The 25845-nt window shown below is 63.5% G+C and carries 23 protein-coding genes and 1 tRNA gene; 13 read left to right on the plus strand and 11 right to left on the minus strand.

The genetic code is table 11. The features are described 5' to 3' along the window. Nucleotides 1-133 precede the first annotated feature (133 nt). Nucleotides 134-1417, minus strand: a complete 1284-nt coding sequence (locus NKH29_RS19555; RefSeq protein ID WP_023716470.1) for a DUF3422 family protein — start codon at nucleotides 1415-1417, stop codon at nucleotides 134-136. A gap of 364 nt (nucleotides 1418-1781) precedes the next feature. Here NKH29_RS19555 and NKH29_RS19560 point away from each other — a divergent pair, with 364 nt between their 5' ends. Genes NKH29_RS19560 through NKH29_RS19570 form a run of 3 tightly spaced genes read left to right on the plus strand, consistent with a single transcriptional unit; the run spans nucleotide 1782 to nucleotide 4586 of the window. Then, nucleotides 1782-2585, plus strand: coding sequence for a FadR/GntR family transcriptional regulator (locus NKH29_RS19560; protein ID WP_023716469.1), 804 nt, complete (start codon nucleotides 1782-1784; stop codon nucleotides 2583-2585). A 55-nt stretch (nucleotides 2586-2640) separates the two neighbouring features. Next, nucleotides 2641-3777 carry an alpha-hydroxy acid oxidase gene (locus NKH29_RS19565; RefSeq protein ID WP_023716468.1) on the plus strand — a complete coding sequence of 379 codons (1137 nt, stop codon included), beginning with the start codon at nucleotides 2641-2643 and terminating at the stop codon, nucleotides 3775-3777. Between the two features lie 38 nt (nucleotides 3778-3815). After that, nucleotides 3816-4586 carry a metallophosphoesterase family protein gene (locus tag NKH29_RS19570; RefSeq protein WP_353000458.1) on the plus strand — a complete coding sequence of 257 codons (771 nt, stop codon included), beginning with the start codon at nucleotides 3816-3818 and terminating at the stop codon, nucleotides 4584-4586. Nucleotides 4587-4614: 28 nt separating this feature from the next. Here NKH29_RS19570 and NKH29_RS19575 read toward each other — a convergent pair whose 3' ends face one another. Together NKH29_RS19575 and NKH29_RS19580 are read right to left on the minus strand one after the other, a co-directional pair. Further along, complete coding sequence (locus NKH29_RS19575; RefSeq protein WP_023716466.1) at nucleotides 4615-4755, minus strand: hypothetical protein; 141 nt, start codon at nucleotides 4753-4755, stop codon at nucleotides 4615-4617. 291 nt (nucleotides 4756-5046) lie between these two features. Further along, complete coding sequence (locus NKH29_RS19580) at nucleotides 5047-5745, minus strand: type 1 glutamine amidotransferase (protein ID WP_023716464.1); 699 nt, start codon at nucleotides 5743-5745, stop codon at nucleotides 5047-5049. 74 nt (nucleotides 5746-5819) lie between these two features. Between NKH29_RS19580 and NKH29_RS19585 the strand changes: the two genes are divergently transcribed. From NKH29_RS19585 to NKH29_RS19600, 4 genes are all read left to right on the plus strand, one after another. Beyond that, on the plus strand, nucleotides 5820-6482 hold the full coding sequence (locus NKH29_RS19585; RefSeq protein ID WP_023716463.1) for a hypothetical protein: 663 nt from the start codon (nucleotides 5820-5822) through the stop codon (nucleotides 6480-6482). Nucleotides 6483-6513: 31 nt separating this feature from the next. Beyond that, complete coding sequence (locus NKH29_RS19590) at nucleotides 6514-7248, plus strand: 16S rRNA (uracil(1498)-N(3))-methyltransferase (protein ID WP_023716462.1); 735 nt, start codon at nucleotides 6514-6516, stop codon at nucleotides 7246-7248. A 204-nt stretch (nucleotides 7249-7452) separates the two neighbouring features. Beyond that, complete coding sequence (locus tag NKH29_RS19595; protein WP_023716461.1) at nucleotides 7453-8826, plus strand: glutamate--cysteine ligase; 1374 nt, start codon at nucleotides 7453-7455, stop codon at nucleotides 8824-8826. 103 nt (nucleotides 8827-8929) lie between these two features. Then, on the plus strand, nucleotides 8930-9979 hold the full coding sequence (locus tag NKH29_RS19600; protein WP_352914708.1) for a DUF937 domain-containing protein: 1050 nt from the start codon (nucleotides 8930-8932) through the stop codon (nucleotides 9977-9979). A gap of 176 nt (nucleotides 9980-10155) precedes the next feature. On the opposite strand, the gene NKH29_RS19605 is transcribed toward NKH29_RS19600, so the two are convergent. Further along, the gene (locus NKH29_RS19605) at nucleotides 10156-10446 is read right to left on the minus strand and encodes a DUF1127 domain-containing protein (protein ID WP_023716459.1); all 291 of its coding nucleotides are present in this window, start codon (nucleotides 10444-10446) and stop codon (nucleotides 10156-10158) included. 178 nt (nucleotides 10447-10624) lie between these two features. Here NKH29_RS19605 and NKH29_RS19610 point away from each other — a divergent pair, with 178 nt between their 5' ends. Continuing rightward, nucleotides 10625-11581 (plus strand): LysR substrate-binding domain-containing protein, encoded by a 957-nt coding sequence (locus tag NKH29_RS19610; RefSeq protein WP_023716458.1) that lies wholly within the window; start codon nucleotides 10625-10627, stop codon nucleotides 11579-11581. 59 nt (nucleotides 11582-11640) lie between these two features. On the opposite strand, the gene NKH29_RS19615 is transcribed toward NKH29_RS19610, so the two are convergent. Continuing rightward, entirely contained in the window at nucleotides 11641-13068 is a 1428-nt protein-coding gene (locus tag NKH29_RS19615; RefSeq protein ID WP_198030444.1) for an MFS transporter, read from the minus strand. A 133-nt stretch (nucleotides 13069-13201) separates the two neighbouring features. Between NKH29_RS19615 and NKH29_RS19620 the strand changes: the two genes are divergently transcribed. The 3 genes from NKH29_RS19620 to NKH29_RS19630 all read left to right on the plus strand — a co-directional run bounded on the left by NKH29_RS19620 (nucleotide 13202) and on the right by NKH29_RS19630 (nucleotide 16878). Further along, nucleotides 13202-14104 (plus strand): LysR substrate-binding domain-containing protein, encoded by a 903-nt coding sequence (locus NKH29_RS19620; protein ID WP_023716457.1) that lies wholly within the window; start codon nucleotides 13202-13204, stop codon nucleotides 14102-14104. A gap of 73 nt (nucleotides 14105-14177) precedes the next feature. Continuing rightward, nucleotides 14178-15743, plus strand: a complete 1566-nt coding sequence (gene xseA, locus NKH29_RS19625) for an exodeoxyribonuclease VII large subunit (protein ID WP_352682817.1) — start codon at nucleotides 14178-14180, stop codon at nucleotides 15741-15743. Nucleotides 15744-15750: 7 nt separating this feature from the next. After that, nucleotides 15751-16878 carry a DmpA family aminopeptidase gene (locus NKH29_RS19630; protein ID WP_023719383.1) on the plus strand — a complete coding sequence of 376 codons (1128 nt, stop codon included), beginning with the start codon at nucleotides 15751-15753 and terminating at the stop codon, nucleotides 16876-16878. 61 nt (nucleotides 16879-16939) lie between these two features. Here NKH29_RS19630 and NKH29_RS19635 read toward each other — a convergent pair whose 3' ends face one another. From NKH29_RS19635 to NKH29_RS19650, 4 genes are all read right to left on the minus strand, one after another. Beyond that, nucleotides 16940-17194 carry a DUF768 domain-containing protein gene (locus NKH29_RS19635; RefSeq protein ID WP_023719384.1) on the minus strand — a complete coding sequence of 85 codons (255 nt, stop codon included), beginning with the start codon at nucleotides 17192-17194 and terminating at the stop codon, nucleotides 16940-16942. Between the two features lie 510 nt (nucleotides 17195-17704). Further along, entirely contained in the window at nucleotides 17705-18049 is a 345-nt protein-coding gene (locus NKH29_RS19640) for an Atu4866 domain-containing protein (RefSeq protein WP_084642712.1), read from the minus strand. After that, on the minus strand, nucleotides 18049-18777 hold the full coding sequence (locus NKH29_RS19645; RefSeq protein ID WP_023719386.1) for an SDR family oxidoreductase: 729 nt from the start codon (nucleotides 18775-18777) through the stop codon (nucleotides 18049-18051). Before NKH29_RS19645 ends, NKH29_RS19640 begins: the two co-directional genes overlap by 1 nt. 90 nt (nucleotides 18778-18867) lie before the next feature. Further along, entirely contained in the window at nucleotides 18868-19620 is a 753-nt protein-coding gene (locus NKH29_RS19650) for an SDR family NAD(P)-dependent oxidoreductase (RefSeq protein ID WP_023719387.1), read from the minus strand. Nucleotides 19621-19757: 137 nt separating this feature from the next. On the opposite strand from NKH29_RS19650, the gene NKH29_RS19655 reads away from it, so the two are divergent. Continuing rightward, complete coding sequence (locus NKH29_RS19655) at nucleotides 19758-20681, plus strand: LysR family transcriptional regulator (RefSeq protein WP_023719388.1); 924 nt, start codon at nucleotides 19758-19760, stop codon at nucleotides 20679-20681. A gap of 44 nt (nucleotides 20682-20725) precedes the next feature. Here the strand turns inward: NKH29_RS19655 and NKH29_RS19660 are convergent. After that, nucleotides 20726-20802, minus strand: a tRNA-His gene (locus NKH29_RS19660). 345 nt (nucleotides 20803-21147) lie between these two features. Continuing rightward, nucleotides 21148-21606: a phasin gene (locus tag NKH29_RS19665; RefSeq protein ID WP_023719389.1), complete on the minus strand. Its 459-nt coding sequence runs from the start codon at nucleotides 21604-21606 to the stop codon at nucleotides 21148-21150. Nucleotides 21607-21859: 253 nt separating this feature from the next. On the opposite strand from NKH29_RS19665, the gene NKH29_RS19670 reads away from it, so the two are divergent. After that, nucleotides 21860-25663, plus strand: coding sequence for a PAS domain S-box protein (locus tag NKH29_RS19670; protein ID WP_023719390.1), 3804 nt, complete (start codon nucleotides 21860-21862; stop codon nucleotides 25661-25663). The last annotated feature ends 182 nt before the right edge of the window (nucleotides 25664-25845 follow it).

The following is a 25845-nucleotide window of genomic DNA, read 5'->3' on the forward strand; positions in this document are numbered from 1 at the left end:
GCCTCCTTCGACCGACTGGTAAAAATCTTTTACCAGCGACGGCTATCGGTTGCAAATGCCGCTTTGGCCGGGATCGCGGGCCTATGGCCGGGACAGCCTTTCGCAGCGGCAATCTGCCGCTGCGCGCCCCACACTACTCGCCCGGCTGCTTGCCCGGTTCGGAGTGCATGCGGCGGACACGGCGCACGCCCCACCAGACGAGCAGGACGGCGAGCGGCACCGAGGCGGCGGTGACCATTTCCGGCGCAAAGGCATGGCCGAAGATCGAGGCGCCCTTGGCGACGTAGCCGATGAGGCCGACGACATAGTAGGAAACGGCGGCGACCGACAGCCCTTCCACCGTCTGCTGCAGGCGCAATTGCAGGCGGGCGCGATTGTTCATCGATGCCAAGAGATCGCGGTTCTGCTTCTCGACCTCGACGTCGACCCAGGTGCGCAGCAGCGTGGTGGCACGGGTCAGCTTGCGCGACAGATTGGCCTGGCGCTCCTCGACCGAACGGCAGGTGCGCATGGCCGGCGCGACGCGCCGCTGCAGGAACCCGCCCCAGGTGTCGTAGCCGGGCACGGCTTCTTCCTCGAGCGCCTCCAGCCGCTCGCCGACGATGCCGTCATAGGCACGGCTGGCGCCGAACCGGTAGAGGCTGGAGGCGGCATCCGCCTCCAGTTCGGCGGCAAGTTCGGTCAGGTCGGCCAGCAAGGTCTGGCTGTCGCGGGTTTCGGCGACCTTCATTTCCAGCGTGGTCTGGGCCAGCCTGTCCTCGATGCGGCGGGCACGCCCCGAAAGCATCAGCGCCAGCGGCAGCCCAAGCATGGCCAGCGTGCGGTAGGTCTCGATATCGATCAGCCGCTGCGACAGCGCCCCGGTGCGCGCCGGTGTCAGCCCGCGATCGAGCACCAGCATGCGGGTCAAGCCGTCGCCATCCTGGCGGAAATCGGTGACGATGGCCGCGTTGCCGCGCTCGACCAGCGAATAGCACAGGCTGGTCGGGTCGAAGCCGGCGATCAGCCGCTCGTTCGCCGGTGTCCATTTGCGGATTTCGAGCCTGATGCCGGAAATCACCGTGCCCGGCGGCGAAAACCCGTTGCCGAAGGGGGTATCTTCTTGCCCCCTGCCGTTTTCGGCGAGCGGCCCTTCCCAGAGATAGGTCGAGAACTCCGTGTGCCGTTCCCAGCGCAGCGAGCCCTTGCCCCACTTCATCGCGTGATGGCGGGCATGGCGGTCGGGCGCGGCAATACCAAGGCGCTGCGACAGTTCCGAAAGCACTGCCAGATCGACGCTCGAGCCGCCTTCGGTCATGAAGGAAAGCTGCACCAGCACGCGCGGCTTTTCGACCAGCGGATGCGGTCGGGCGTGGACCTCGCCGAGCGCGCCGGGCCGACCTTCATGCGCCGGAAAGCCCATGACGCTGCCGCCCATGGCTTTGGCGCGCAGCTGGAATTCGAGATTGGACGGGTCGGCGTCTGGCACGGCTGGTCCCCCGGGCTTCTCTGAGCCCTTTGGCAATGATGTCCCTCTAGAGCGGTTTTATCGTTTCACGGAAACGCCGAACCGCTCTATCCCTTTGATTCTGCGCAATTCCGGACGGAAAACCGTTTCACACTTTTCCTGGAATTGCTCTAGAGGCAATCGCCAGGGGACGCAAACAGCCAGTTTAGCAGAAGGTGATATGAAGCCGCGGCTGTGAAACCGACCCGGCCGGGCGAATTGGATAAATAATTTGACCAGTTGGCGACGCTGGCTTTATCTTGCGCGACATCGGTTCAACCCCCAGGCACCCCGTTTGAGCGACATTTTCTCCCGGATCGAGCATTCGCGCACTGCCGACGAGGTGGTGCAGCAGATCGAGAGCCTGATCCTCGAAGGCGTGCTGCGCACCAGCGACCGGCTGCCGGGCGAGCGCGAGCTGGCGCGCCAGTTCGAGGTGTCGCGGCCGATCCTGCGCGATGCCTTGAAAGCCTTGGAAGGGCGCGGGCTATTGACGACACGGCCAGGCGGCGGCACCCATGTCGCCGACGTCATCGGCCAGCTGTTCACGAAGCCGGTGGCCGACCTGATCTCGATGCATCGCAAGGCGGTGACCGACTATCTGGAGTACCGCCGCGAGATCGAGGCGGTGGCGGCGGAATATGCGGCGCGGCGCGCCACATCGGACGATCTGGCGCTGCTCGACCGCATCATGGCACGGATGGACGAGGCGCACCGGACCGGCAATTTCGACGACGAGGCGGAAATCGACGTTGAGTTCCATCACGCGATCTGCGAATGCGCGCACAACATCATCCTGCTGCACACGCTGCGCGCCTGTTACCGGCTGCTGTCGGAAGGCGTGTTCCAGAACCGGCGGCTGGTGTTCAGCGTGCCGGGTGCGCGCGAGGCGCTGCTTTCGCAGCACCGGGCAATCTACACCGCGGTCAAGGCCGGCGATCCGGCCGCGGCGCGGCAGGCGGCGATGGACCACATCTCCTATGTCGAACGGTCGATGGCCGAGGCCGAGCGCAGCGGCGACTGGCAGCGCGTGTCGCGGCTGAGGCTCAGGCAGCGCTCCGAGCCCGGTGATGGCGAGCCGGCAAGAAAACAGCCGTAGGCCGCGGCCAGAAAATTCAACGACGAACCAGCGAAGAACCAGCGGAAAAAGATCCATGAGCAGCATCCTCACCATCGCCGACCTCAAGGACCTGGCGCGCCGCCGTGTGCCGAAGATGTTCTTCGACTACGCCGATTCCGGCGCCTGGACCGAAAGCACCTACCGAGCCAACGAAGAGGATTTCCAAAAGATCAAGTTCCGCCAGCGCGTGCTGGTCGACATGGACAACCGCTCGCTGGAATCGACCATGATCGGCGAGAAGGTGGCGATGCCGGTGGCGCTGGCGCCGACCGGCATGACCGGCATGCAGCATCCGGACGGCGAGATGCTGGCGGCGCAGGCGGCGGAAGAATTCGGCGTGCCGTTCACGCTGTCGACGATGAGCATCTGCTCGATCGAGGATGTCGCGTCGGTGACCAGGAAGCCGTTCTGGTTCCAGCTCTATGTGCTGCGCGACAAGGATTTCGTCTTCGATTTGATCGACCGGGCAAAGGCGGCGAAATGTTCGGCGCTGGTGCTGACGCTCGACCTGCAGATCCTGGGCCAGCGCCACAAGGATATCCGCAACGGGCTTTCGGCGCCGCCGCGGATGACGCCGAAGCACCTCTGGCAGATGGCGACAAGGCCGCGCTGGTGCGTCGGCATGGCCGGGACCAAGCGCCGGAGCTTCCGCAACATCGTCGGCCATGCCAAGGGCGTCGGCGACCTCGCCTCGCTTTCGTCGTGGACGAAGGAGCAGTTCGATCCGCATCTGTCGTGGAAGGACGTCGCCTGGATCAAGGAGCGCTGGGGCGGCAAGCTGATCCTGAAAGGCATTCTCGACAAGGAAGATGCGATGATGGCGGCCAGGTCGGGTGCCGATGCGATCATCGTTTCCAACCATGGCGGCCGCCAGCTCGACGGCGCCTCGTCATCGATCATGGCGCTCGAAGAGATCGCCGATGCCGTCGGCGACACGATCGAGGTGCATATGGACGGCGGCATCCGTTCCGGCCAGGACGTGCTCAAAGCACTGTGCCTCGGCGCCAAGGGCACCTATATCGGCCGGCCTTTCTTGTACGGCCTCGGCGCACTCGGCAAGGAAGGGGTTACCAAGGCGCTGGAAATCATCCGCAAGGAGATGGACATAACGCTGGCACTGTGCGGAAAGCGTCTGGTCACCGACATGGGCAAGGATCAGCTTCGGCGCTAAAGTCCCGTGACAGCATGATCACGGAGGCGACGCAGGCATTGACGGAGCCCGGCATCAATTTTTACGAGGCGCGCGGACCGCAAGGCATGCGCCTTTATGCGATCGGCGATGTGCACGGCCGGCTCGACCTGCTGGCCGCCATGCACCGGCGGATCGAGGCGGAGCTCGGTCAAAGGCCGTCGGCCGATTGGCGCGTGATCCATCTCGGCGACTATGTCGACCGCGGCCCGGACTCCAAAGGCGTCATCGATTTCCTGATCGACGCGCAAAAACGCGATCCGCGTCACCTGATGCTGGCCGGGAATCATGATCTCGGCTTTCTCGATTTTCTCGATGTCCCCGATCAGGACGGGCTGTTCATGCGCTATGGCGGCATCCAGACGGCGCTGTCGTATGGTGTGTCACTCGGTGGGAGCAGCGCCTGGTTTGGCCGCGCCGATGCGGCATTGCGGCAAGGGCACGCCGCACTGGTCGAGGCGGTGCCGCAGAACCATGTCGAATTCCTGCGCTCGCTGCCCTTTTCAGTGACGTTCGGCGATTTCTTCTTCTGCCATGCCGGCATCCGGCCCGGCATTGGGCTGGAAAGCCAGAGCCCGCAGGACCTGATCTGGATCCGCGAGGTCTTCCACGATCACACCGGTCTTCATCCCAAGATCGTGGTGCACGGCCATACGCCGGTGCCCAAGCCCGAGATCACAGGCAACCGCGTCAATGTCGACACCCTCGCCTGGCAGTCGGGAAACCTCACCGCGCTCGTCGTGGACGGCGCGGACAAGCATATCCTGACAGTCACGGGTGAGCGGGCTTAGGGAAGGCGTGGGGTTATGAGCAGAGGGTCTAGCGAAGCGCGGCGGTGACGCCGTAGCCGTCGACGGCATTGTGGTTGTTGGCTGCGTCGGCGGAATAAATGCCGAGGCCGCACAAGACAATGGCCGACAACATGGCAAAGGACAAAAAGGCTGCTTTCACGGACGTCATCTCTTGTTGAGCTTCCTGCATCTATGCACGAGCGGGTTACCAATGCGTTGAAACGCAAAATTCGTCGCAAATGTCTGACGGTTTCGCGCTTCTAGGCATGTTCTGTATCGGCGGTGTGTCGCGCGGGTCACAGGATAGGTTCATCGCGGTTGCACGGAAGATGCAGAGCGGCGCCTTTTAGGCTAGCGGATTGACACAGGCCAAGGATGAAACGCGTTATCCCCGGCGGATTTGGCGCCGCGTGCCAAATATGCAACGTCGCCAAATAGGCAACGTTGGCTGTATGAGTCGTCAGATCGTCGCCACCCAGGCGCGGGCGATGGCCAGGCCGGCGGCATCGGCTTGCGGTCCGTTGCGGGCCATTTCATCGTCGAGCCGACCTGCCCATTCAGGATGCCGCTCGGCAATCAGCGGTGCGAAGGAGGTGCTCCAGTCGCGAACCATCGGCCGGTCGGCCTCGAAATGGAACTGGAAGCCATAGACGGCGCGGCCGATGCGGAACGCCTGGTTCTCGGCGACGGCGTTGCCGGCCAGCCGCACGGCCCTCTCAGGCAAGACAAAGGTGTCGTCGTGCCATTCGAAGATCGGGAATTTTTCGGGCAAGGCGGCGAGCACCGGATCGGCGTTCGCGGCCGCGGTGAGCGCTACCTCGTGCCAGCCGAACTCCGAGGCACCGCCGATCTGGTTCTCGCCGCCAAAGGCGCGCGCGACCAACTGGCCGCCAAGGCAGATGCCGAGCACCGCGCGATCCCTCTCGGCAAAATCGCGCGTCAGGTCGAGCAGGCCCGGAAAATAAGGACAGAGCTCGTCGTCCAGTGCATTCTGGGCGCCGCCGAGCACCACCATGGCGTCATGCCCGCCGCTATCTTGCGGCAGCGCGTCGCCGCGATAGGGCCGGCGCAGATCGATATCGGCGCCGGCCTCGACAAGCGCCGCGCCGATCTGGCCAAGGCCCTCATTGTCGAAGTTCTGGACGACCAAGACCCGCATCGAAACCTGCTGACATGAAATTGATGCGGCGAGGGATATCATGGCGCCAGCATTGCAGCCAACAGGGAACGCCTATGCCACTGCAAAACCGGGTCGATCCGTTCGGCGCCATCCATGCCGTGCCGGAGCGCGGCCTGTTCATGGGCAATCGCGGCATCATTCACGACGCCGAGACGAGAACGCTGTTGAAGAAGCGCTGGGCGCTGCAAGCCTGGATCATCTGCGTCTGCGAATTCCGCAATGTGCGGCGCGAGCCGATGGGTCGCAACCGGCAAAGCGACGACCAATTGGGCGGCAAGGCCGGCTGGACCGAACTGTTTTTCCTCGACGAGGTGACGGCGCTGGCGGCCGGGCACCGGCCGTGCTTTTTCTGCCGGCGCGAGCGAGCCAGGGATTTTGTCCAGCGCTTCGGCGACGCCTTCGGCATTGCCGAGCCGCGCGCGCCGCAACTCGACAAGCGCCTGCACAAGGAGCGCCTGGCATCGGGCGGACCGGCGCCGAGACTGGAACCGGAGGCGCTTGCGGACTTGCCGGACGGCACGATGATCTCGTCAGGAAACAGGGCGTACGCCCTGTTTGACGGCGCCGCGCTGCCCTGGAGTTTCGGCGGCTATCGCGAACCGGTGGGGTTCGGCGGTTTTTCCGACGGTCCAATCCGCATGCTCACGCCGGCGACAACTGTTTCGGTGCTGCAGCAAGGCTACGAGCCTGTCTGGCATCCTTCCGCCGAGGCTTGACGCCGAGGGTGACGTTGCGCATTCCTCGGCGATGCGCGCCAATTACAAGATGCAGCGGCTGTTCGTGCCGGACGAGCTTGGACCGGATACCGAGTTCGACGTCGGCCCGCAGCAGAGCCATTATCTCTCGCGTGTGCTGCGGCTCGGCGAAGGCGCCGAGGTTCTGGTGTTCAACGGCCGCGACGGCGAATGGTCGGCGGCGATCGCCGCGAAATCGAAGAAGGCGTTGCGCCTGAAGGTGATGGCGCTGCAGCGGCCGCAGCCGCCACTGCCCGATCTCGTCTATTGCTTCGCGCCGCTGAAGCAAGGACGGCTCGATTATCTGGTGCAGAAGGCGGTGGAGATGGGCGCTGGCACCCTGCAGCCGGTCATCACCCAGCATACGCAAGTGGCAAAACCCGGCATCGAGCGCCTCCGCGCCAATGTCGTCGAGGCGGCCGAACAATGCGGCATATTGGCGGTACCTGATGTGCGCGAAGCGGAGAAATTCGAGCGTCTGCTGGCAGGCTGGGACAAGGAGCGGCGGCTGATCTTCTGCGACGAGGATGCCGCCACCAACAATCCCCTGCCGGCATTGCAGGCGGTGCGGGAGAACAAGCTCGCGCTGCTGGTCGGGCCGGAGGGCGGCTTTTCCGACGAGGAACGCGGGATGCTGAGAGCGCTGCCCTTCGTTACCGCCATTCCGCTCGGGCCGCGCATCCTGCGAGCGGATACGGCGGCGGTGGCGGCACTGGCGCTGATCCAGGCGACAATCGGCGATTGGTGATCAATTCCCGTTACCCTCTGGCTCAGGATTTTTCGCTTGATCGGCTACTGACATTTCGTCCATCTAGCGCCGGCGGTCGTCCGGCCGCTCTGCAGCGCAGCGCGTCCTTTCGGGCGCGCAAAGGACGCTGTAGCATATTGATTGGGCACATGATCCTTTCCGAAAATCGAAGCCGATTTTCGGGGTCATGTGCGGAGGGCTGTTATGGCGCGCGATACTACCGATTTCCGGCCGATAGAAAGCGTCGACGAACTCGTCGAGCATCTGGCCGAAGGCAACAAGCCGCGCGACAAATGGCGGATCGGCACCGAGCACGAGAAATTCCCGTTCTATATCGACGGCAATGCGCCGGTGCCGTATGGCGGCGAGCGCGGTATCCGCGCCATCCTCGAAGGCATGCAGGACAAACTCGGCTGGGACCCGATCATGGATGCCGGCCGCATCATCGGCCTGGTCGAGCCGACCGGCCAGGGCGCGATCTCGCTGGAACCCGGCGGCCAGTTCGAACTTTCCGGCGCGCCGCTGGAGACGATCCACCAGACCTGCCGGGAAGGCAATGCGCATCTGGCGCAGGTACGCGAGATCGCCGAACCCATGGGCATTCGTTTTCTCGGCCTTGGCGGCAGCCCGAAATGGTCGCTGGCCGAGACGCCGAAAATGCCGAAGTCGCGCTACGAGATCATGACCCGCTACATGCCCAAGGTCGGCACCAAGGGTCTCGACATGATGTATCGGACCTGCACCATCCAGGTGAACCTCGACTTCGAGAGCGAAGCCGACATGCGCCGCAAGATGCAGGTGTCGCTGAAGCTGCAGCCACTGTCGACGGCGCTGTTTGCCAACTCGCCCTTCACCGAAAGCCGGCCGAACGGCTTGCAGAGCTGGCGCGGTGAGATCTGGCGAGACACCGACAACCAGCGCTCCGGCCTGCTCGAATTCTGTTTCTCTCCCGATTTCGGCTTTGCCGATTACGTCGAATGGGCGCTCGACGTGCCGATGTATTTCGTCATCCGCGACGGCCAGTACCATGACATGACGCACATCACCTTCCGCCAGTTCATGGCAGGTGCTGCCCGTAACGAACTGCCGGACGGGCTGCCGACGATGGGCGACTGGGCGAACCATCTGTCGACGCTGTTCCCCGACGTGCGGCTGAAGCGCTTTCTTGAAATGCGCGGCGCCGATGGCGGGCCGTGGCGGCGCATCTGCGCGCTGCCGGCCTTCTGGGTCGGGCTGCTCTACGATGCGGCTGCGCTCGACGCGGCCGAGGCGCTGACCTCGAGCTGGAGCTATGACGAAGTGCTGGCAATGCGCAACGCAGTGCCGGAACAGGGCATTTCGGCGCCCTTCCGTAACACGACGTTGCGCGAGATCGCCCGCGACGTGCTCGTCATCTCGCGCATGGGACTGAAGAACCGCGACCGCAAGAACCGCGACGGCTATGACGAGACCTCGTTCCTCAACACGCTGGACGAGGTCGTCGCGCGCGGCACGACCAGCGCCGAAGAGATGCTGTCGGCCTACCACACACGCTGGGGCGGCTCGATCGAGCCGGTGTTCATGGAATACGCGTATTAACGCTTCGCTATCCGCATGAGCCACGGTCCGGCAAATTCGCTTCAATCAGTGATGGAAACGAACTAGGCTTCTCCAAACGAGGATTTTCCCGGAGGAGAAAACAATGCCTTCCTTGTTCGATATTCTGGCACAGGCCCAGAACGGCAACGGCATGCAGGCGCTGGCCCAGCAGTTCGGGCTTTCGCAGCAGCAGACGCAGGCGGCGGTCGCGGCGCTGCTGCCGGCCTTTTCGCAGGGGCTGAAGCGCAACACAGCGGACCCTTACGGGCTCGGCTCCTTCATGACGGCGATGGCCAGCGGCCAGCACGCCAAATATTTCGAGGATGCAAGCCGGGCCTTCTCACCGCAGGGTCTCGATGAAGGCAACGGAATTCTGGGGCATTTGTTCGGCTCGAAGGATCTGTCACGCGCCGTCGCCAGCCAGGCCGCGCAAGCGAGCGGTGTCAGCCAGCAGGTCCTGCAGCAGATGCTGCCGGCAATCGCCTCGATGATGATGGGCGGGCTGTTCAAGCAGACCACCAACCAGCTAGGCGGACAGATGCATGCGGCAGGGGGTGGGCCCGGCGGCGGCAATCCGCTCGGCGAACTCATCGAGCAGATGATGCGGCAAGCGGGCGGCGGCAGCCAGGCGCCGGCCCCTCAGCCTGCAGGCCCAGCGGACAATCCGCTCGGCAAGGTGCTGCAGGATATGTTCGGCGGCGCACAGCAGCCGCAACAGACGCAGAGCCCTTACGGCGACAACCCGCTCGGCAAGGTATTGCAGGACATGTTCGGCGGCGGGCAGCAGCCGCAAAGCCAGCCGCAGCAGACACAGAACCCTTATGGTGACAATCCGCTCGGCAAGGTGCTGCAGGACATGTTCGGCGGCGGCGCGCAACAGCCGCAGCAGCCGCAGAACCAGCCCCAGCAGACACAGAACCCTTATGGTGACAATCCGCTCGGCAAAGTACTGCAGGACATGTTCGGCGGTGGTGCGCAACAACCGCAGCCCCAGGCGCCGCAGCCGCAGGCCAATCCGAGCGGCAGGCCGAGAAATCCGTTCGACGACCTGTTCGGCAAGATGTTCGAGACGGGTGCCCAGCAGCGCGACGACTACCAGAAAGGCATGGAGTCGATCTTCGACCAGTTCAAGCAGGGTATGGGCCGGCGGTAGACTAGACACCGGCATCCAATCATCAGTGCCGCCCAAAAAAGAAAGCCCGGTCCTGGGAGGACCGGGCAGCGCGCAGGCTGGCCGGGGGGATCCGGCAGGGAGTGGGGAGCCTGCGTAACTTGGTGGCTTCGTGCCTCAAAAAGGTTCAATGCGACCAAAATCGCGAATTTGTGCGATCAGGCCACCTTGCGGGCAATATCCTCGATCGTTTCGGCGCGCTCGACCGCGATGACGCGAAGCCTCTCGGTCGGATCGCGGCCAAAGGGCACACCGACAGCGACGTGCAGGTCGGCGCGGGTCAGACCGATGTCGGCGAGCTCGGCATCCGACATCTCGCCGAGGCGATAAAAGGCGCGACGGTTTTTCCAGGCGCGGTAAACATTGGCAGCGGCATTGGCCACGCGCGTCGCAACGGCCGGACGCGAGGTGATGCGCGAGGTCTCGGTAGCGAAATCAAACGTAGCCATGTCGGTCTCCTTCACATTCGAACGAGCGAAACCAGTCGATCGGGCGCTGGCGACAGCGGCCGTTCCGGCTTCGATTCACATGCCTTCATGTGGACAGTCGGAATTTGCCACGGCGCGATTGATTAATCCAACGAATGTTTCTAATCTTTAGCATCAACATCAATGATGGATTAGACCGATGAAAGCGCCGCTCGATCTCGATCAGTTGCAGACCTTCATCTCGATTGTCGACACCGGCAGCTTTACCCGCGCGGCGGAAGCCGTGCATCGCACCCAGTCTGCGGTGTCGATGCAGATGCGGCGGCTCGAAGAGCGGATCGGCAAGCCGCTGTTCGAAAAAGACGGCCGCACCAACCGGCTGACCGAGGAAGGCGACAGACTGCTCTCCTACGCAAGGCGGCTGCTCTATCTCAACAAGGAAACACTGGCCGCCTTCGACGACCGCCGGCTCGAAGGCACCATCCGCATCGGCACGCCGGACGACTATGCCGATCGCTTCCTGCCCGAGATCATGGCGCGGTTTGCCCGTTCCAACCCGCATGTCGAACTGACCGTTATCTGCGAACCGACGCCGGGACTGGTCGAACACATCAAGCGCGGCAATCTCGACCTGGCGCTGGTGACGCACAATGACGCGCGCGGCCAATCGGAAGTGGTGCGGCGCGAACCGCTGCTGTGGGTTACCTCGGCCAATCATGCGACGCATGAGCAGCCGATCCTGCCGATGGCCTTCGGCCGGCCGAACTGCATCTGGCGGCGGGCCGCCGCCGACGTGCTCGACCAGCAGAACCGCGACTACCGCATCCTGTTCACCAGCTTCTCGGCCACCGTTATCGCCGCGGCGGTGCTTTCCGGCCTGGCGATCTCGGTGCTGCCGGAATGCGCGCTGCGGCCCGGCATGCGGGTGCTGGGCGAGGCCGACGGTTTCGGCGCCCTGCCCGATTGCCGCATCGGCATCATGCGCGGCCAGACCTCGCGGCCGGAGATCGTCGACGCGCTCGCCCGCCATATTTCGGAAAGCCTCGACAATATTTCCGTGCCGCTCGGCGAGGAGACCGGCACGTTCGATTTCGCCGCCCTCGCCTTCGCGAAGATGAAGCGGACCAAGCCGAACCAGATCCTGCCGGGCTGGTAGGGCTTCGTGTCTCATAGCGCCATGGGGCCTGCCACCGCGGAGCCGATGCAAGTTAGGGCTCAATGACGACGGAAATTCAGTGCGACGAGGATCATCGCCGCGGTACCGGCAGCGGCGAGATAGACGGCCATCCGCACACCCTCAGCGGTAGCGACGCGCAGCGCTTCTCCTGTCAAACCGCCGGTGCCGGCGTTTGCAACGGCTACCAGGACAGCCAGCCCCACCGCGCTACCGACCTGCTGACCCGTGGATGCAATGCCTGAGGCGATGCCTTGCTCATGCGCGGCAACGCCCTTGGCTGCGGCTGCGAACATTGTTGGAAAGGTGATGCCGCCGCCGAGGCTGAAGACAATCAGTCCGGGGACCAGGTCGGCATAAGTGCTGTCCGCCGACATGGCCATGCCCAGGCCCGCCGTACCAATCGCGCCGATCGCAAGGCTGACGACGAGTGTGTTTCGTGTACCCAGACGGGTCGCCATCCGACCGCTCAGCGCATTGCCCGACAAGACGGCCAACATCGGGACCATGAAGGCGAAACCAGTCTGCAGAACGCCGAAGCCCTGCACTGTCTGGAAGTAGAAAGACAGGAAATAGAGCAAAGAACCGAACGTGGCGGTGAACAGGAATGTGGTGACGACGCCGGTGCTGAGGTTGCGGTTGGCCAGCAGCCGCAGCGGCAGCAACGGGTCGCGGCTATGCGCCTCTATGGCCACGAAGAGCGCCAGCAACAGGATCCCAACGGCAGCGCTGACCAGAATACCCTGTGAGGCCCAGCCGTACTCTGGACCCTGGACGAGCGTGAAAACGAGCAGGGTGGTACCGACCGTCGCCGTCAATGCGCCCGGCAGATCGAACTTGCCGCCTGACTGGTACCCGCTGTCTCCTAGAATCACCGGAAAGGCCGCCACGATCGCGATGCCGGCCAAAGGCACGTTGACGAAGAACACCGCCTCCCAGCCGAATGCCTGGGTCAGCACGCCGCCAAGCAACGAGCCCAGAACCATGCCCCCGGCACCAGAGCCGGCCCATACGGACAAAGCGATATTGCGTTCGCGACCTTCGCTGAAGGTGGTGTTGACCAGCGACAGGGTGGCCGGGAAAAGAAAAGCGCCGCCCAAGCCCTGCACGGCGCGCGCGGCAATCAGGATCTGAGGCGTCGTGGCGAAACCGCCGACCAGCGAAGACACTGCGTAGAGGACAAGCCCGAAAACGAACATTCGCCGACGCCCAAGCAGGTCGGATGCCCTGCCTCCAAGCAAGAGGAAACCGCCAAACGCAACCGCATACGCACTCACGACCCATTGCAGGGTCTGCGCCGAGAAGCCGAGGCCCAGGCCGATCTCGGGCAAAGCGACAAAAACGATATTGTAGTCGATCGAAATAATAAGCTGGGCAAAAGCCAGCAATGTCAAAACCAGACCAAACCGTGGTCGGGCCGATACGTCAGCCACGCTCGAGTGGTGGCTCATATTCAACTGGTCGGTCATGCCTATTCCTTTTTCCAAATGGAGCCCAGCACCCGCTGATCAGCGCGGCAATTGGCAAGGTAATATCTGGACGAAACAGCCAAAATGGCATAGAACTGGAAGCATCGTCCTCTATTGGCAACGATGTGCGACTGTGCTGGATCTGAACGATCTTTATTATTTTGCGAAGGTGGTCGAGAAACAGAGCTTCACTGCCGCAAGCCACGCGCTTGGACGATCAAAGTCCAACATCAGCCGGCGCATCATCGAGCTCGAGAAACAGCTGGGCGTCTGTCTTATCCAGCGAACCTCCCGCAGCTTCGCCGTCACTGATATCGGCCAGGAGGTCTATCAGTTTGCTGTGGGAATGCTGGTCGAGGCGGAATCGGCCGAAGGCGCCGCGGCGCGACGACTGGCCGAGCCCAGCGGTACGGTCCGCTTCACCTGCTCGATCGGCATGGCGCAGTCGTTCCTGGCGGAATTGCTACCCCGGTTCCTTTTAACGTTTCCCAAGGTAAACATCATCCAGCACGCGACCAACAGGTATGTGGATCTTGTCGACGAGGGGTTTGACCTTGCGCTTCGCGGCCATGTCGAGCCGCTGCCCGATTCCAGCCTGATCCAGCGTCGGTTCGCGCCGACGCCCTGGCATCTTTTCGCCGCACCCATCTATCTTGCCGGCGCAGGCACACCGACAAGCCCACAGGACCTTGCCGACCATGGCGGCCTCGCACTGAACGGGCTGACCGGCGGGGCGGTCTGGAATCTGCGCAATATCGGCGGCGAGACTGTCCTGATGCCGCTCACGGCGCGCTTGCGCAGCGACGATCTGGGAACACTGAAACAGGCTGCCATTGCGGGCCTGGGGATCGTGGCGCTGCCGGCCTATTTCTGCCAGGCCGAAACAGGCAATGGCATATTGCAACGCATCCTGCCGCAATGGACGGCGGGAGAAGCTGGGATCACTTTGCTGTCGCCTTCGGGGCGCAGCCTGTTGCCGGCAGTTCGAGCGTTCAGCGATTATCTGGCTGCCGAATTTTTGGCCGTAGCGAGATGATGGGATCGCGTTATGACACGCGGCCGGATACAGGCGCCTTGACGGCGGCCAACAACCGTCCCCCAATCGGCCGATGAGCGACACAGCATCCGAATCACGCACCAACGCCACCGAGTATACGGTGAGCGAGATTTCCGGCGCGCTGAAGCGCACGGTCGAGGACGTCTTCGGCAATGTACGGGTGCGCGGCGAGATTTCCGGCTATCGCGGGCCGCATTCCTCCGGCCATGCCTATTTCTGCCTGAAGGACGATCGCGCGCGGCTCGACGCCGTGGTGTGGAAGACCACGATGAGCCGGCTGAAATTCCGTCCAGAGGAAGGCATGGAGGTGATCGCCACCGGCAGGCTGACCACCTATCCCGGAAAGTCCAACTACCAGATCGTCATCGACAATCTTGAGCCGGCCGGTGCCGGCGCGCTGATGGCGCTGCTGGAAGAGCGCAAGCGCCGGCTGCAGGCCGAAGGCCTGTTCGACGCCGGCCGCAAGCGCCTGCTGCCCTTCATGCCGCGCGTCATCGGCGTCGTCACCTCGCCGACAGGCGCCGTCATCCGCGACATCATCCACCGCATCAAGGACCGCTTTCCGCTGCATGTGCTCGTCTGGCCGGTGCGGGTGCAGGGCGAAATGGCAGGAGCGGAGGTGACCGCTGCCGTCAACGGCTTCAACGCACTGCCATGGGACGGCGCCATCCCGCGGCCCGACCTGTTGATCGTGGCACGCGGCGGCGGCAGCCTGGAGGATCTGTGGGGCTTCAACGACGAAGCGCTCGCCCGGGCCGTCGCCGCTTCGGCCATTCCGTTGATTTCCGCCGTCGGCCACGAGACCGACTGGACGCTGGTCGATCTGGCGGCGGATGTGCGGGCGCCGACGCCGACGGGCGCCGCCGAAATCGCCGTGCCGGTCAAGGTCGACCTCGAAGCGACGCTTGCCGGTCTCAGCGCACGGTTGAAGACCGCGGTGTCGCGCAATTTCGAACGCAAGCGGCAAGCGGCGCGCGCGGCCGCCCGTGCGCTGCCCTCGCCCGACCAGTTGCTGGCGCTGCCGCGGCGGCGCTTCGACGAGGCGACGAGCCGGCTTGGCCGGGCGCTGTCGGTCAGCGTCGAGCGCAAGCGGGCCAGGCTTCTGGGGCAGCGGCTGACGCCGGCCACCTTGTCGCGGCGCATGAACGAAGCCCGCACGCTGATCCGCCGCGACCTCGCCCGTGCGCAAGCGGCGTTCCTTGCCATCGTGCGCGAGCGTCGGGCGCGGTTTTCGCGCACGGCGGCCAGACTGTCACCGGCGCCGATCGCGAGGCGGCAGAAACTGCAAGGCGATGCCCTGCTGGCCCTGACGCGACGGCAGGACCACGCGATTTCGAGACGACTGGACCGTCTGCGTGGAAAACTGACGCAGGCCGATCGGTTGCTGGCGACGCTCTCGCACAAGGCCGTGCTGGCGCGGGGCTTCGCACTGGTCAAGGATGTGGACGGCGCGGTGGTCAAGCATGCGGCGGACGTGGTGTCGGGAATGGCGCTTTCGCTGGAGTTCGCCGACGGCACCGCGGATGCAGTCGCCATCAGTGGCACGGCGCGGCCGAAGACGGTTGCCAAGCCCGCGGCCAAGCTCAAGGCGCCGGGCGGCCAAGGTTCGCTTTTCTGAGGAAGAAATGACCGACCCTCATCTTGCGACGCCCTCGGGCAAACCGCGCGCCCGCGCCTTCGCGATCCCATTCGATGGCACGCCGGGCCGCTTCAACGCCATCACCGATGTGCCTGGCGTGACGGTCGGCTATACCACGCTGATCTCAGGGGACGGGCCGCTCGTTGTCGGCAAGGGTCCAGTACGCACCGGCGTGACCGCGATCCTGCCACGGCCCAGGGGCGAACTGGCCGTACCGGCGTTCGCCGGCGTGTTCAGCGCCAATGGCAATGGCGAACTGACCGGCTCGCATCTGATAGAGGAACTCGGAGCGTTCAATCTTCCCATCACCATCACCAACACGCATTCCTGCGGCGTCAGCCGCGACGCAACGCTGCGCTGGATGCAGAAGGTGCTGCCGCAATCGCTCGACAGCGCCTGGGCACTGCCGGTAGCGGGCGAGACTTATGACGGCTTTCTAAACGACATCAACGGCCACCATGTGAGCTTCGAGCATGTATTTTCGGCGCTCGAGACGGCTGAAAGCGGGCCGATCGAAGAGGGCAGCGTCGGCGGCGGCACCGGCATGATCACCTTTGGCTTCAAGGCGGGATCGGGCACATCCTCGCGCAGCGTCGACTGGAACGGAGAGCGTTTCACGATCGGCTGCTTCGTCCAGTCGAATTTCGGTGCGCGGCGGAACCTTGTCGTGCGTGGCGTCAGGGCCGGAGCGGAACTCGCCGAACCGGCGATCCGGGACAACACGCCGCGAGCGGAAAAGAGCTCGATCATCGCGATCGTCGCCACCGATGCGCCATTCATGCCGCATCAGTTGAAAAGACTGGCGAAACGCGTGCCGCTCGGCGTCGCGCTGACCGGCGGCTATGGATACAATTCATCCGGCGATATTTTTCTCGCCGTCAGCACGGCCAATGCCGATGCGGCGCGCGGCGCCGCCGGCAAGCTGGTCAGCGCCGGCTACATACCGGATGCCGACATCAACCCGTTCTTCGACGCCGTCGTTCAGAGCGTGGAGGAAGCCATCCTCAACGCGCTGGTCGCCAATGATGACATGACCGGGCGCGACGGCAATTTCGTGCCGGCGTTGCCGAAAGCATGGCTCGAGGAGAGATTTGGCAAGGCTGCGCGGCGATAAGACCGCGCAACTGCATCAGACAGGCAATAATCGCCCGGCAGGTTTTGCCGGGGGCGATCCGTCAGCCGGCAGGCTTGTTGGAATTCTGCTCGTCCTGATCGGCCTCGGCCGCCTCTTCGAGCCTCGAAGCAATGAGCTCCTGAATGTCGCCGACCTCTTCCTGGATATCCTCCAGGGGTATGCCGGCTTCGGCAGCTTTGGCCGCACATTCCCTGGCGAGGGTCTCGGCCTGCTTCTCGATTCTGGCTGGCGAGGGCTGGCAATGGACTTTTTCGCCAATCCACCCGCGCAAGAACTCGATCGCGTGTTCACTCATACTGCTGTTTCCCTAGCGGCTATGCCGATTGGTAATCATAAACGTCGGCATCTTCGAAAAGATGCGTGCTGCCATTCGAGCCGAGTCGGCTTCGCCCGGCAAGCCGAACTTGTCCGAGGTCCACAGAGCTGAAGGGAATGGTGGGTTCAAGGAGCACGTTCTGGTTCTTGAGGACTGATTCTCTCGACGAAACTCGTTCGACCCGCGCTATTGTTTCTATTTGCTTTTTTTCGGTTTTCAAGCCGTTTTAGATCACAATAGATAACACAATAGCTAGCACATTTACCGCGCACTCGCCGGCACCACGTAAAAGGCGAGCCGTCAAAGCCGCCGCTATATAGTGACAACCATTTGCAATGTCGACTCTGCCCGCGATCCTGCTTCTTTCCGCCGCGCTTGCTGGGAGATATGTGGTGTGGCGGGCCTTGTGGTGCAAACTGCCGAGCGCCTCATGCAAGGCATGCAATAGCGTCTTGTGGAACCCTGAATTGCTTGTCTCAGGGTGGCTCTCTACCGCTGGCGATAAAGGATCATGCCGGCATGATAGAGAACGCCTTCGACGAACTCTCCGTCCGCGGTGAAGCCCGTATCGTCCCAGTATTCTATGTGGTTGCCCTGCACTTCATAGCGTCCCCGATAGGCGCTCTCGCGGTCACCGCGCGCTTCGTCATAACGGCCGTTCGGCAGGAGTTCGTGCCTGATATGGCGATCCTCGGTGACCCACATTCCGACATAGGGGTGATCTTGGCGCGTCATTGATTCCTCCGCAAGGATTGGAGTTGAAGGAAGGGTCAGGCCGGTTGGGGCTACAGCAACGGCAATACCCGTAAGCACTGCGGCCAAAGTGGATCGCATCAATGCGCCGCCTTCGTCGGACGCACGACGATCTCGTTGACATCGACATCGTCGGGCTGTTCGATTGCGTAGCGCACTGCCCTGGCGATGGAATCGGGTTGCAGGGCAATAGCACGCCAGGTTTTCATGGCGGCGGCAGCGGCTTCGTCGGAGATCGTGTTGGCCAGCTCGCTTTCCACCACGCCAGGATGAATGCAGGTTACGCGGATATCGTCACTCTCCTGGCGGAGCCCATCGGAAATCGCGCGGACAGCGTATTTCGTTGCGCAATAAACGGCAGCCGTGGGCGAGACGGCCAGTGCGCCGATGGAACCGATACTGATGATATGCCCGGAGCCGCGTGCCGTCATCTCCGGCAGCACCGCCGCGACGCCGTACAGAACACCTTTGATGTTGACGTCCACCATCAGCTCCCACTCGTCGACCTTCATGGCTGCCATGGCCGAGAGCGGCATGATGCCCGCATTGTTGACGATGACGTCGACCTGGCCCCATTCGGCCCGCGCAGCATCGGCGAATGCTGCGACATCCGCCCTTTTGGTGACGTCGAGCGCTCGTACGCGAACGATTCCACCAGCTGCCTCGATTTCGGCTGCGAGGACTTCAAGGCGGTCGGTGCGCCGTGCGCCAAGCATCAGCTTTGCACCTGCCGCGCCAAGTTCGCGGGCGATGCCAGCACCGATGCCGCTGGAGGCACCGGTGATCAGAACAACTTTGTTCATGGCCATCGAGATAATCCTTTTGGTTCTGTGATTATTTTCACGATGTGAAGTATGGCGTGCGGGTGAGCTCCCGCAGTGCGCTAGCTTTATTGGGGGTCACTGGGCGGTGTAGCCGCCATCGACCAGAAGCAGGGCCCCGGTGATGAAGCTGGACGCCGGCGAGGCAAGAAAGGCGATGGCCTCGGCAACTTCTTGCGGCTGGCCGATCCGGCCGATTGGATGCGCATCGCCGAAGCTGCGCAGCATCTCCCGGCCATTCTCCACCACGCCTTCCATGATGTCGGTTTCGATCACGCCAGGGGCAACGGCGTTGCAGCGAATGCCCATGCGCCCGTATTCGATCGCTATCACCTTGGTCAGCTGTGCGACTGCCGCCTTGGAGGATGCATAGGCCGCCTGCGTCTCGAAGGCCGCGACGGCCGAGATCGACGAGACATTGACGATCGCGCCACCACCGCCGGCGGCCATCAACTCCACCGCAGCCCGGGCGGTGACAAAACTGCCGCGCGCATTGATCTGCAGGATGCGGTCATAGTCGTCGACCGAGGTCTCCGTCAGGCGTTTGTTGAGCGTGCGACCGGCATTGTTCACGACGATGTCCAGTCGTCCGAAGCGCTTCGCCGCGAGTTCGACCGAGCGTCTGGCCAGAGCCTCGTCAGCGACATCACCGACCAGGGTTGCCACATCCTCGGCTTCCAATTCACGTACAGTGTCGCTGAGATCGCTTGCCACGATCCGGGCACCCCTGGCACGCAGCAGCTCCGCCGTGCAGCGGCCGATGCCGCGTGCCGCGCCCGTCACGAGGGCGACTTTTCCATCCAGGTTCCAGGAGGAAGGCAGTGATGTCATGGGTTATCTCCTTGGTCATCCGGCATCGGCTTGATCGGGAGGATCAAGCCTTTCTTGCCATTGCGACAGAGATAGAGCCATGGCATTGTCGCGATAACCCGCCCGCTGGTAACCTCGATGGTAAGTTTAGCTAACCAATGGACATCGATCTCAATGCAATTGCCGTCTTCGTCACAGTGGCCGAGGAACGCAATTTCCGCGCTGCGGCAGACCGGCTGGGCGTGACGCGCTCGGCGGTCAGCCAGAGCGTCCTCAGGCTTGAACAGCGCCTTGGCATCGCATTGCTGCAGCGCACGACACGCAGCGTAAATCTGACCGAGGCGGGCGAGCGCCTGCTGGCGAGCGTCGCACCGGCGATCGCCGACGTGAACGCGGCAATCGAAGCCACCACGGAGTTTCTGGACCGCCCACGCGGCCGGCTGCGGATCGCGGTTTCGTCGATCGCGGAGACGTTTCTGTCAGGGCCGTTGCTGGCGTCCTTTGCAGAAAGATTTCCCGAGGTGCATCTGGATATCGTGGTCACCGACGAGGAATTCGACATCGTTGCCGAAGGTTATGATGCGGGCGTGAGGCTCGGCGAAGTGATCGAGCAGGACATGATTGCCGTGCCGGTATCGGGCGATCAGCGACAGATGGCCGTCTGCGCCCCGCGCTATCTCGAAAAGTTCGGAGCACCCGCCCATCCGCGCGAGCTTGTGGCTCATCGTTGTATCGGCTGGCGGCCGGCGCCGGGAGTTTCGCCCTATCGGTGGGAGTTTGGCGAGGACGGGCGCGAGTTCGACGTGGCGGTTGCGCCCGAGATCACCACTAACGACATGTGGCTGATGATCCGGCTGGCCGTTGCAGGCGCCGGAATCACGTTCGGCATGGCGGACACATTCCGCCCCTGGATCGACCGCGGCGAGCTTGTGCCAATCCTCGACGACTATTTTCCGCCGTTTGCGGGCTTCTATCTTTATTTTCCCAGCCGACGGAATATCGCGCCGAAGCTGAGAGCCCTTGTGGATCACCTGCGCGGTGCGCGTCAGGCGGGATCGCAGGTGACCGTGCCAGGGTCGTAGAGATCGCTTGGCGCTATTGGTCAGAAACCTGGCTGAAAGCTGAATGGTACCGTTGGCTGGGATCGAACCAGCGACCTCCGGATCCACAATCCGGCGCTCTAACCATCTGAGCTACAACGGCACGCTTGCCCGAGCGATATCCAGACGGAACGTTCATTCTCCGGGACCCGCTCTGTCGTTCGGCGATGCGTCCATACGGGCTATCGGAGTTTAATTCAAGGCTTTTGGCAAAGCAAAAGATCGCTCCGGCATAGCGTCATTTTTCGCCGGACAAAGAAAAGGCCGGCGGGAGGAGGTGCCGGCCTTTTCCTGTTACGAGCCAGCGGGAGGAGGTGCTGGCTGGTTATCCCGGTGAGCAGAGGGAGGAGGTTCCACCCGCCGGGTATTCGCTTAAACCACTATATCGCACATCTATTTGTCTGACGAAATGCGACCTTTTGATGCATCGTCAAACTGTGTGCAAATATTAGGCGATCTTAATTTCTTTCACGGCCTTCTCGAAGGCGCTCTTGATCGGCTTGGATACGTCCTCAGCCGCCTTGGCAGCAACCGCCTGGAAGTCCTTGGCCTGCTCAACGGTCATTTCGACGCGCTTGCGCAGGAACGCAGTCTGCAGCTCGACGACTTCCGACAGCGACTTGGCGCCAATCAGGGCTTCGAAATGCGAGAAGCCGGCCTCGGCATTGGCGCGCAGGGCGGCGATGGTCTTGAGCGACAGGTCGCTGGAAACGGTCTTGGCGGTCTCGTAGGTCGACTCCAGAGCCTTCTGGGTCTCCTCGGCGCCGGTCTTCAGCTTGGCATAGGCCTCTTTCGACTGCTCGACGCCCTTTTCGGCGAAGGCGCGGATCTGATCGGTGGCCTTGGAAGCGTCGAAGCTCGGGAATTCAACGTTTTCGATCGTGTCGGCGGTCTTGGTCCTGGACATTTTCCATCCTTTTCAGCGGCAGCGGCTTTGACAGAAAGCCGTCTCGTTCATCTATCGTGGCAATATAAAGGCAAATTTTGTGCATTGCAACATGTTTGTTGCATCGCACCATTGATTATTTGTTTCGCGACGTTAACCACGCGCCTAGAGATTCCGCTGGTTGCACGCTATGACTTGTGGACCTTCGCGCCGTCGGCTTTTATTAACAAAGCGTTAACCGCAAATTGCCCGCTCTGTGAGGGTCGCCAAGCGCATGCCGGCTGAAAACTACTCCTTCCTCGATGTTGCCGTGCTCGACGCGGTCCGCCTGCGCTTCGCCGCCGGCGACGCGATCGCCATTCTGTCGGCGGATCTCGAGCAGGTGATATGGGCCAACGGTCCCGGCGCAGCGGTATTCGGCTATCCGGACATCGGAGCCATCATCGGCGCTTCGGCAGGATTGCCGCTGATCGCCAGGCGCCAGATCATGGCAACCAGCGGTTTTCCGCAGATCGGCCGCGACCGTGCCATCACGGTCCGGCTGGCGACCGGGCTGACCAGCCGCGCGGTCGGTTTCCTGGCCAGCGCGGTGACCATGCCCGATGGCGAGGAAGCAGTCATGCTGGCGCTGCCGGCGGCGCAGACCGGCTCGCGCAGCGCGGCCGAGATCGCCGATCGCGCCATCAGCGGCTTTACCGAAGACGGCCACTACATCGCCTTTGTCGATGCCAAGGGCAATATCGACGCCGCGTCGGACGGCTTTTCGTCGCTCGGCATCCGGCCTGAGACGCTGGCCGCGCTTGTCGCCGACGTGGCGAACGACAGCGACCGCATCGTCAAGCGCCTGGTTCCGGGCGGATCCAGCTCCTATCCGGCAGGCCTTGCCCGTCTGACAGACGAGCGGCACCTGCTGGTGGTGATCGACGAGGACCGGCTTGACGGCGGGGCCCCTGTTGGCGAGCGCGCCGTCGCGGAACCCGGCAGCGAGGCAGCAGCGGCGCCGAGCGGTCTTCCCCAGCCAACGGACCAGGACAACAAGCAGCCAATCGCCGAGCCGCCAATCACCAACACCGGCGCGGCGGAGATCGACCTTGCCGCGATCGAAGGCAGCTCCGCATCGACGGAGCACGAGCCTGCCGACACAGCCAAGCAGGTTTCGGGGGCCGACAATCAGCACACGGCTGGCGAAACGCCGACGCAGCATGACCATTGGTACTTCAATGCGGGCGATGACACGCAGGTCCCGCCCGGGGCAGGTGTGCCCGGCGAAGTCGAGACACCAGCCAGCCCCGCCGCTTCGCCGGCCGGTCTGGACGCCCCGCAGGAAAGCGCCACACAAGCGATCAAAGCCGCTTCCCCGCCCCAGGGCCGCGGCCGCGTGATCGATCGTACGGCCGCGCCCATGCGTTTCGTCTGGCGTACCGACGCAGAGGGCCGGTTCAGTGCCCTGTCGCCGGAATTTGCCGAACTCGTCGGCAAGCCCGCCGCCGACGTGATCGGCCGCCGCTTCGGCGACGTTTCGGCCGCCTACGGCCTCGATGCTTCAGGCGAGATCGCCGGCCTGCTCGAACGGCGCGACACCTGGTCCGGCCGCTCCGTGCTGTGGCCGGTCGCCGGCACCGATCTGAAGATACCCGTCGATCTGGCGGCACTCCCGGTCTACAGCCGCAGCCGCGTTTTCGAAGGTTTTCGCGGTTTCGGCGTCGCCCGCGGCGGCGATGCGGTGGTCGATCCGGACGCGGCCGGCATGGCCCTTGTCGCCGAGGAGAAGCCTGCCGCGGTCGGGCCCGAAGCCGTTGAACCTGCCCCCGAGACACCGAAAGCCGCCGATCCGTTCCGGGGCGAAGTGCCGGCGTTGACCATCGTGCCAAAGCCCGAGCGGCGCTTTGCCGACAAGGTGATCCGGCTGGCCGAGCACCGGCAGCCGGCCAACGACAAGGGCCTGTCGACGCTGGAACGCAGCGCGTTTCGCGAGATTGGCGAGCGTCTCAAGAAGGACAGCACCCCGGTCGAAAAGCCGGTAGACGAACAGCCCAGCGTCGGAAAGCCGAAGCCGGCTGCGGAGACCGCGACCAAAGTCGACGCAGCCGGCAAGGCCGGCGAGCCAAAGCTGAAAAAAGCCGGTCCGACGGACAAGGGTGAAATGCCGGCGCCAGGTCCGGAAAGCGAGGCGGCCGAACCGCCCGAGGCCGATGCCGAGGACCAGAAGGACCTCGCCCGGCTCGACGGCGAGCAGCGCGACGAGACGGCAGAAGAGACGCAAGCCGGCGAACCCGTCGCACGCCCTGCCTCCGGGTCGCTGCTCGACTATGCCGACCGCGAACCCAGCGACGAAGCCCAGGAAGGCATCGAGCCCAGCACGAACCGTCGAACGATCGGCGCCGAAGCGCCGCGGGATGGCGAAGACGACGACAGCATGACAGCGGAGGATTTCCGCGACGCCGAGGACAGCGAAGATTGGTCCGATGACAGCGAAGCCGCAGCCGGCGATGCCGGCTCGGCGCCGCCCATCGGGCGGCCGCAGGCACCACCGCTCAAACTAAACGGCTTCGTGCCGTCGGCGTTTGCCGGAGAGGGCAACAAGGGTCCGGACACCTCGATCCTCGGCAAGCTGCCAGTGCCGGTGCTTATCCATTCCGGCGACCAGCTGCACTACGCGAACGAGGAATTCCTCGGCCTGACCGGTTATGCGACGCTCGACGCGCTGGACGAGGCCGGCGGGCTCGGCGCGCTGTTTGCCGATCCTTACGCCGACGACGGCAGTTCGGACGGCAGCGATCGTGCATTGCGGCTGAAGACGCGCGACGGTCAGGAATTTCCGATCGACGCGATTTTACGCTCCGTCCCCTGGGGGAACGGCAAGACGCTGATGCTGGTCGTACGCCGTTCCGGCGACGACGAAGCAACAGCCATTCCACATGGCGCCGCCGACGATCAAACGCGGCCGGATGTTTCCGAGCTCAAGGCGCGCATCGCCGAAATGCGCACCATCATCGATACCGCCACCGACGGCGTCGTGCTGATCGGCCGTAACGGAACGATCCGTTCAATTAGCCGTCCGGCGGAAGCGCTCTTCGGCTTCGACAGCGACGAGGTGACCGGCAAACCGTTCATCTCGCTGTTTGCGATCGAAAGCCAGCGCGCGGCGCGTGACTATCTCGAGGGGCTGTCGGAGCCTGGCGTTGCAAGCGTGATGAACGATGGCCGCGAGGTGATCGGACGCGAGGCGCAGGGGCGCTTCATCCCACTGTTCATGACCATCGGCAGACTGCCCAACGACAGCGGCTTCTGCGCGGTGGTGCGCGACATTACCCAGTGGAAGCGCGCCGAAGAGGACCTGACCCAGGCGCGCGCGGTCGCCGAACGCGCCTCGTCGCAGAAGACGGATTTCCTGGCCCGCATCAGCCACGAGATCCGCACGCCGCTCAACGCCATCATCGGCTTTTCCGAGCTGATGGTGGACGAGAAATTCGGGCCGGTGGCCAATGACCGCTATCGCGACTATCTGCGCGACATCAACCGTTCGGGCAACCACGTGCTCGATCTGGTCAACGACCTGCTCGACATTTCGAAAATCGAGGCCGGTCAGCAGGAGATGGCTTATGAGGCGGTGTCGCTGAACGACACGCTGGCCGAGACCGTGGCGATGATGCAGCCGCAAGCCAACCGGGAACGCGTCATCATCCGCTCCAGCTTCGCCTCGCGACTGCCGGAAGTGGTGGCCGATCTGCGCAGCGTGCGGCAGATCGCGCTCAACATCTTGTCGAACGCCGTCCGCTACACGCAGGCCGGCGGCCAGGTGATCGTGTCGACCGCCTATGAGCTCTCCGGCGACGTCGTCATGCGCGTGCGCGATACCGGCATCGGCATGAGCCAGTCCGAGATCGAGCAGGCGCTGAAGCCGTTCAAGCAGATCAACGCGCTGAAGCGCGGCCGCGGCGACGGCACCGGTCTCGGGCTGCCGCTGACGAAGGCGATGGTCGAAGCGAACCGTGCCCGGTTCACCATCAACTCGACGCCCGGCGAGGGAACCCTGGTCGAAGTCGCCTTCCCCTCGACCCGCGTGCTGGCCGGTTAGGTCTATGGCTGCGCAAAGAAAAAAGGCGTCCAATGGGACGCCTTGAATGATAGAATTGCTGTCACAACGGGGGCTTGAGCGAATCAGATCCTCTGGGGGCTAAGAGGAACGGGATTTCTCCCTCAAGTTACGCACGACTATCGATGCCGGGCCTTAACAAATCCTTACCGGCACGCCGGAAA

Origin of the sequence: Mesorhizobium sp. M1295 (assembly GCF_040318135.1) — a bacterium.
GTDB lineage: Bacteria > Pseudomonadota > Alphaproteobacteria > Rhizobiales > Rhizobiaceae > Mesorhizobium.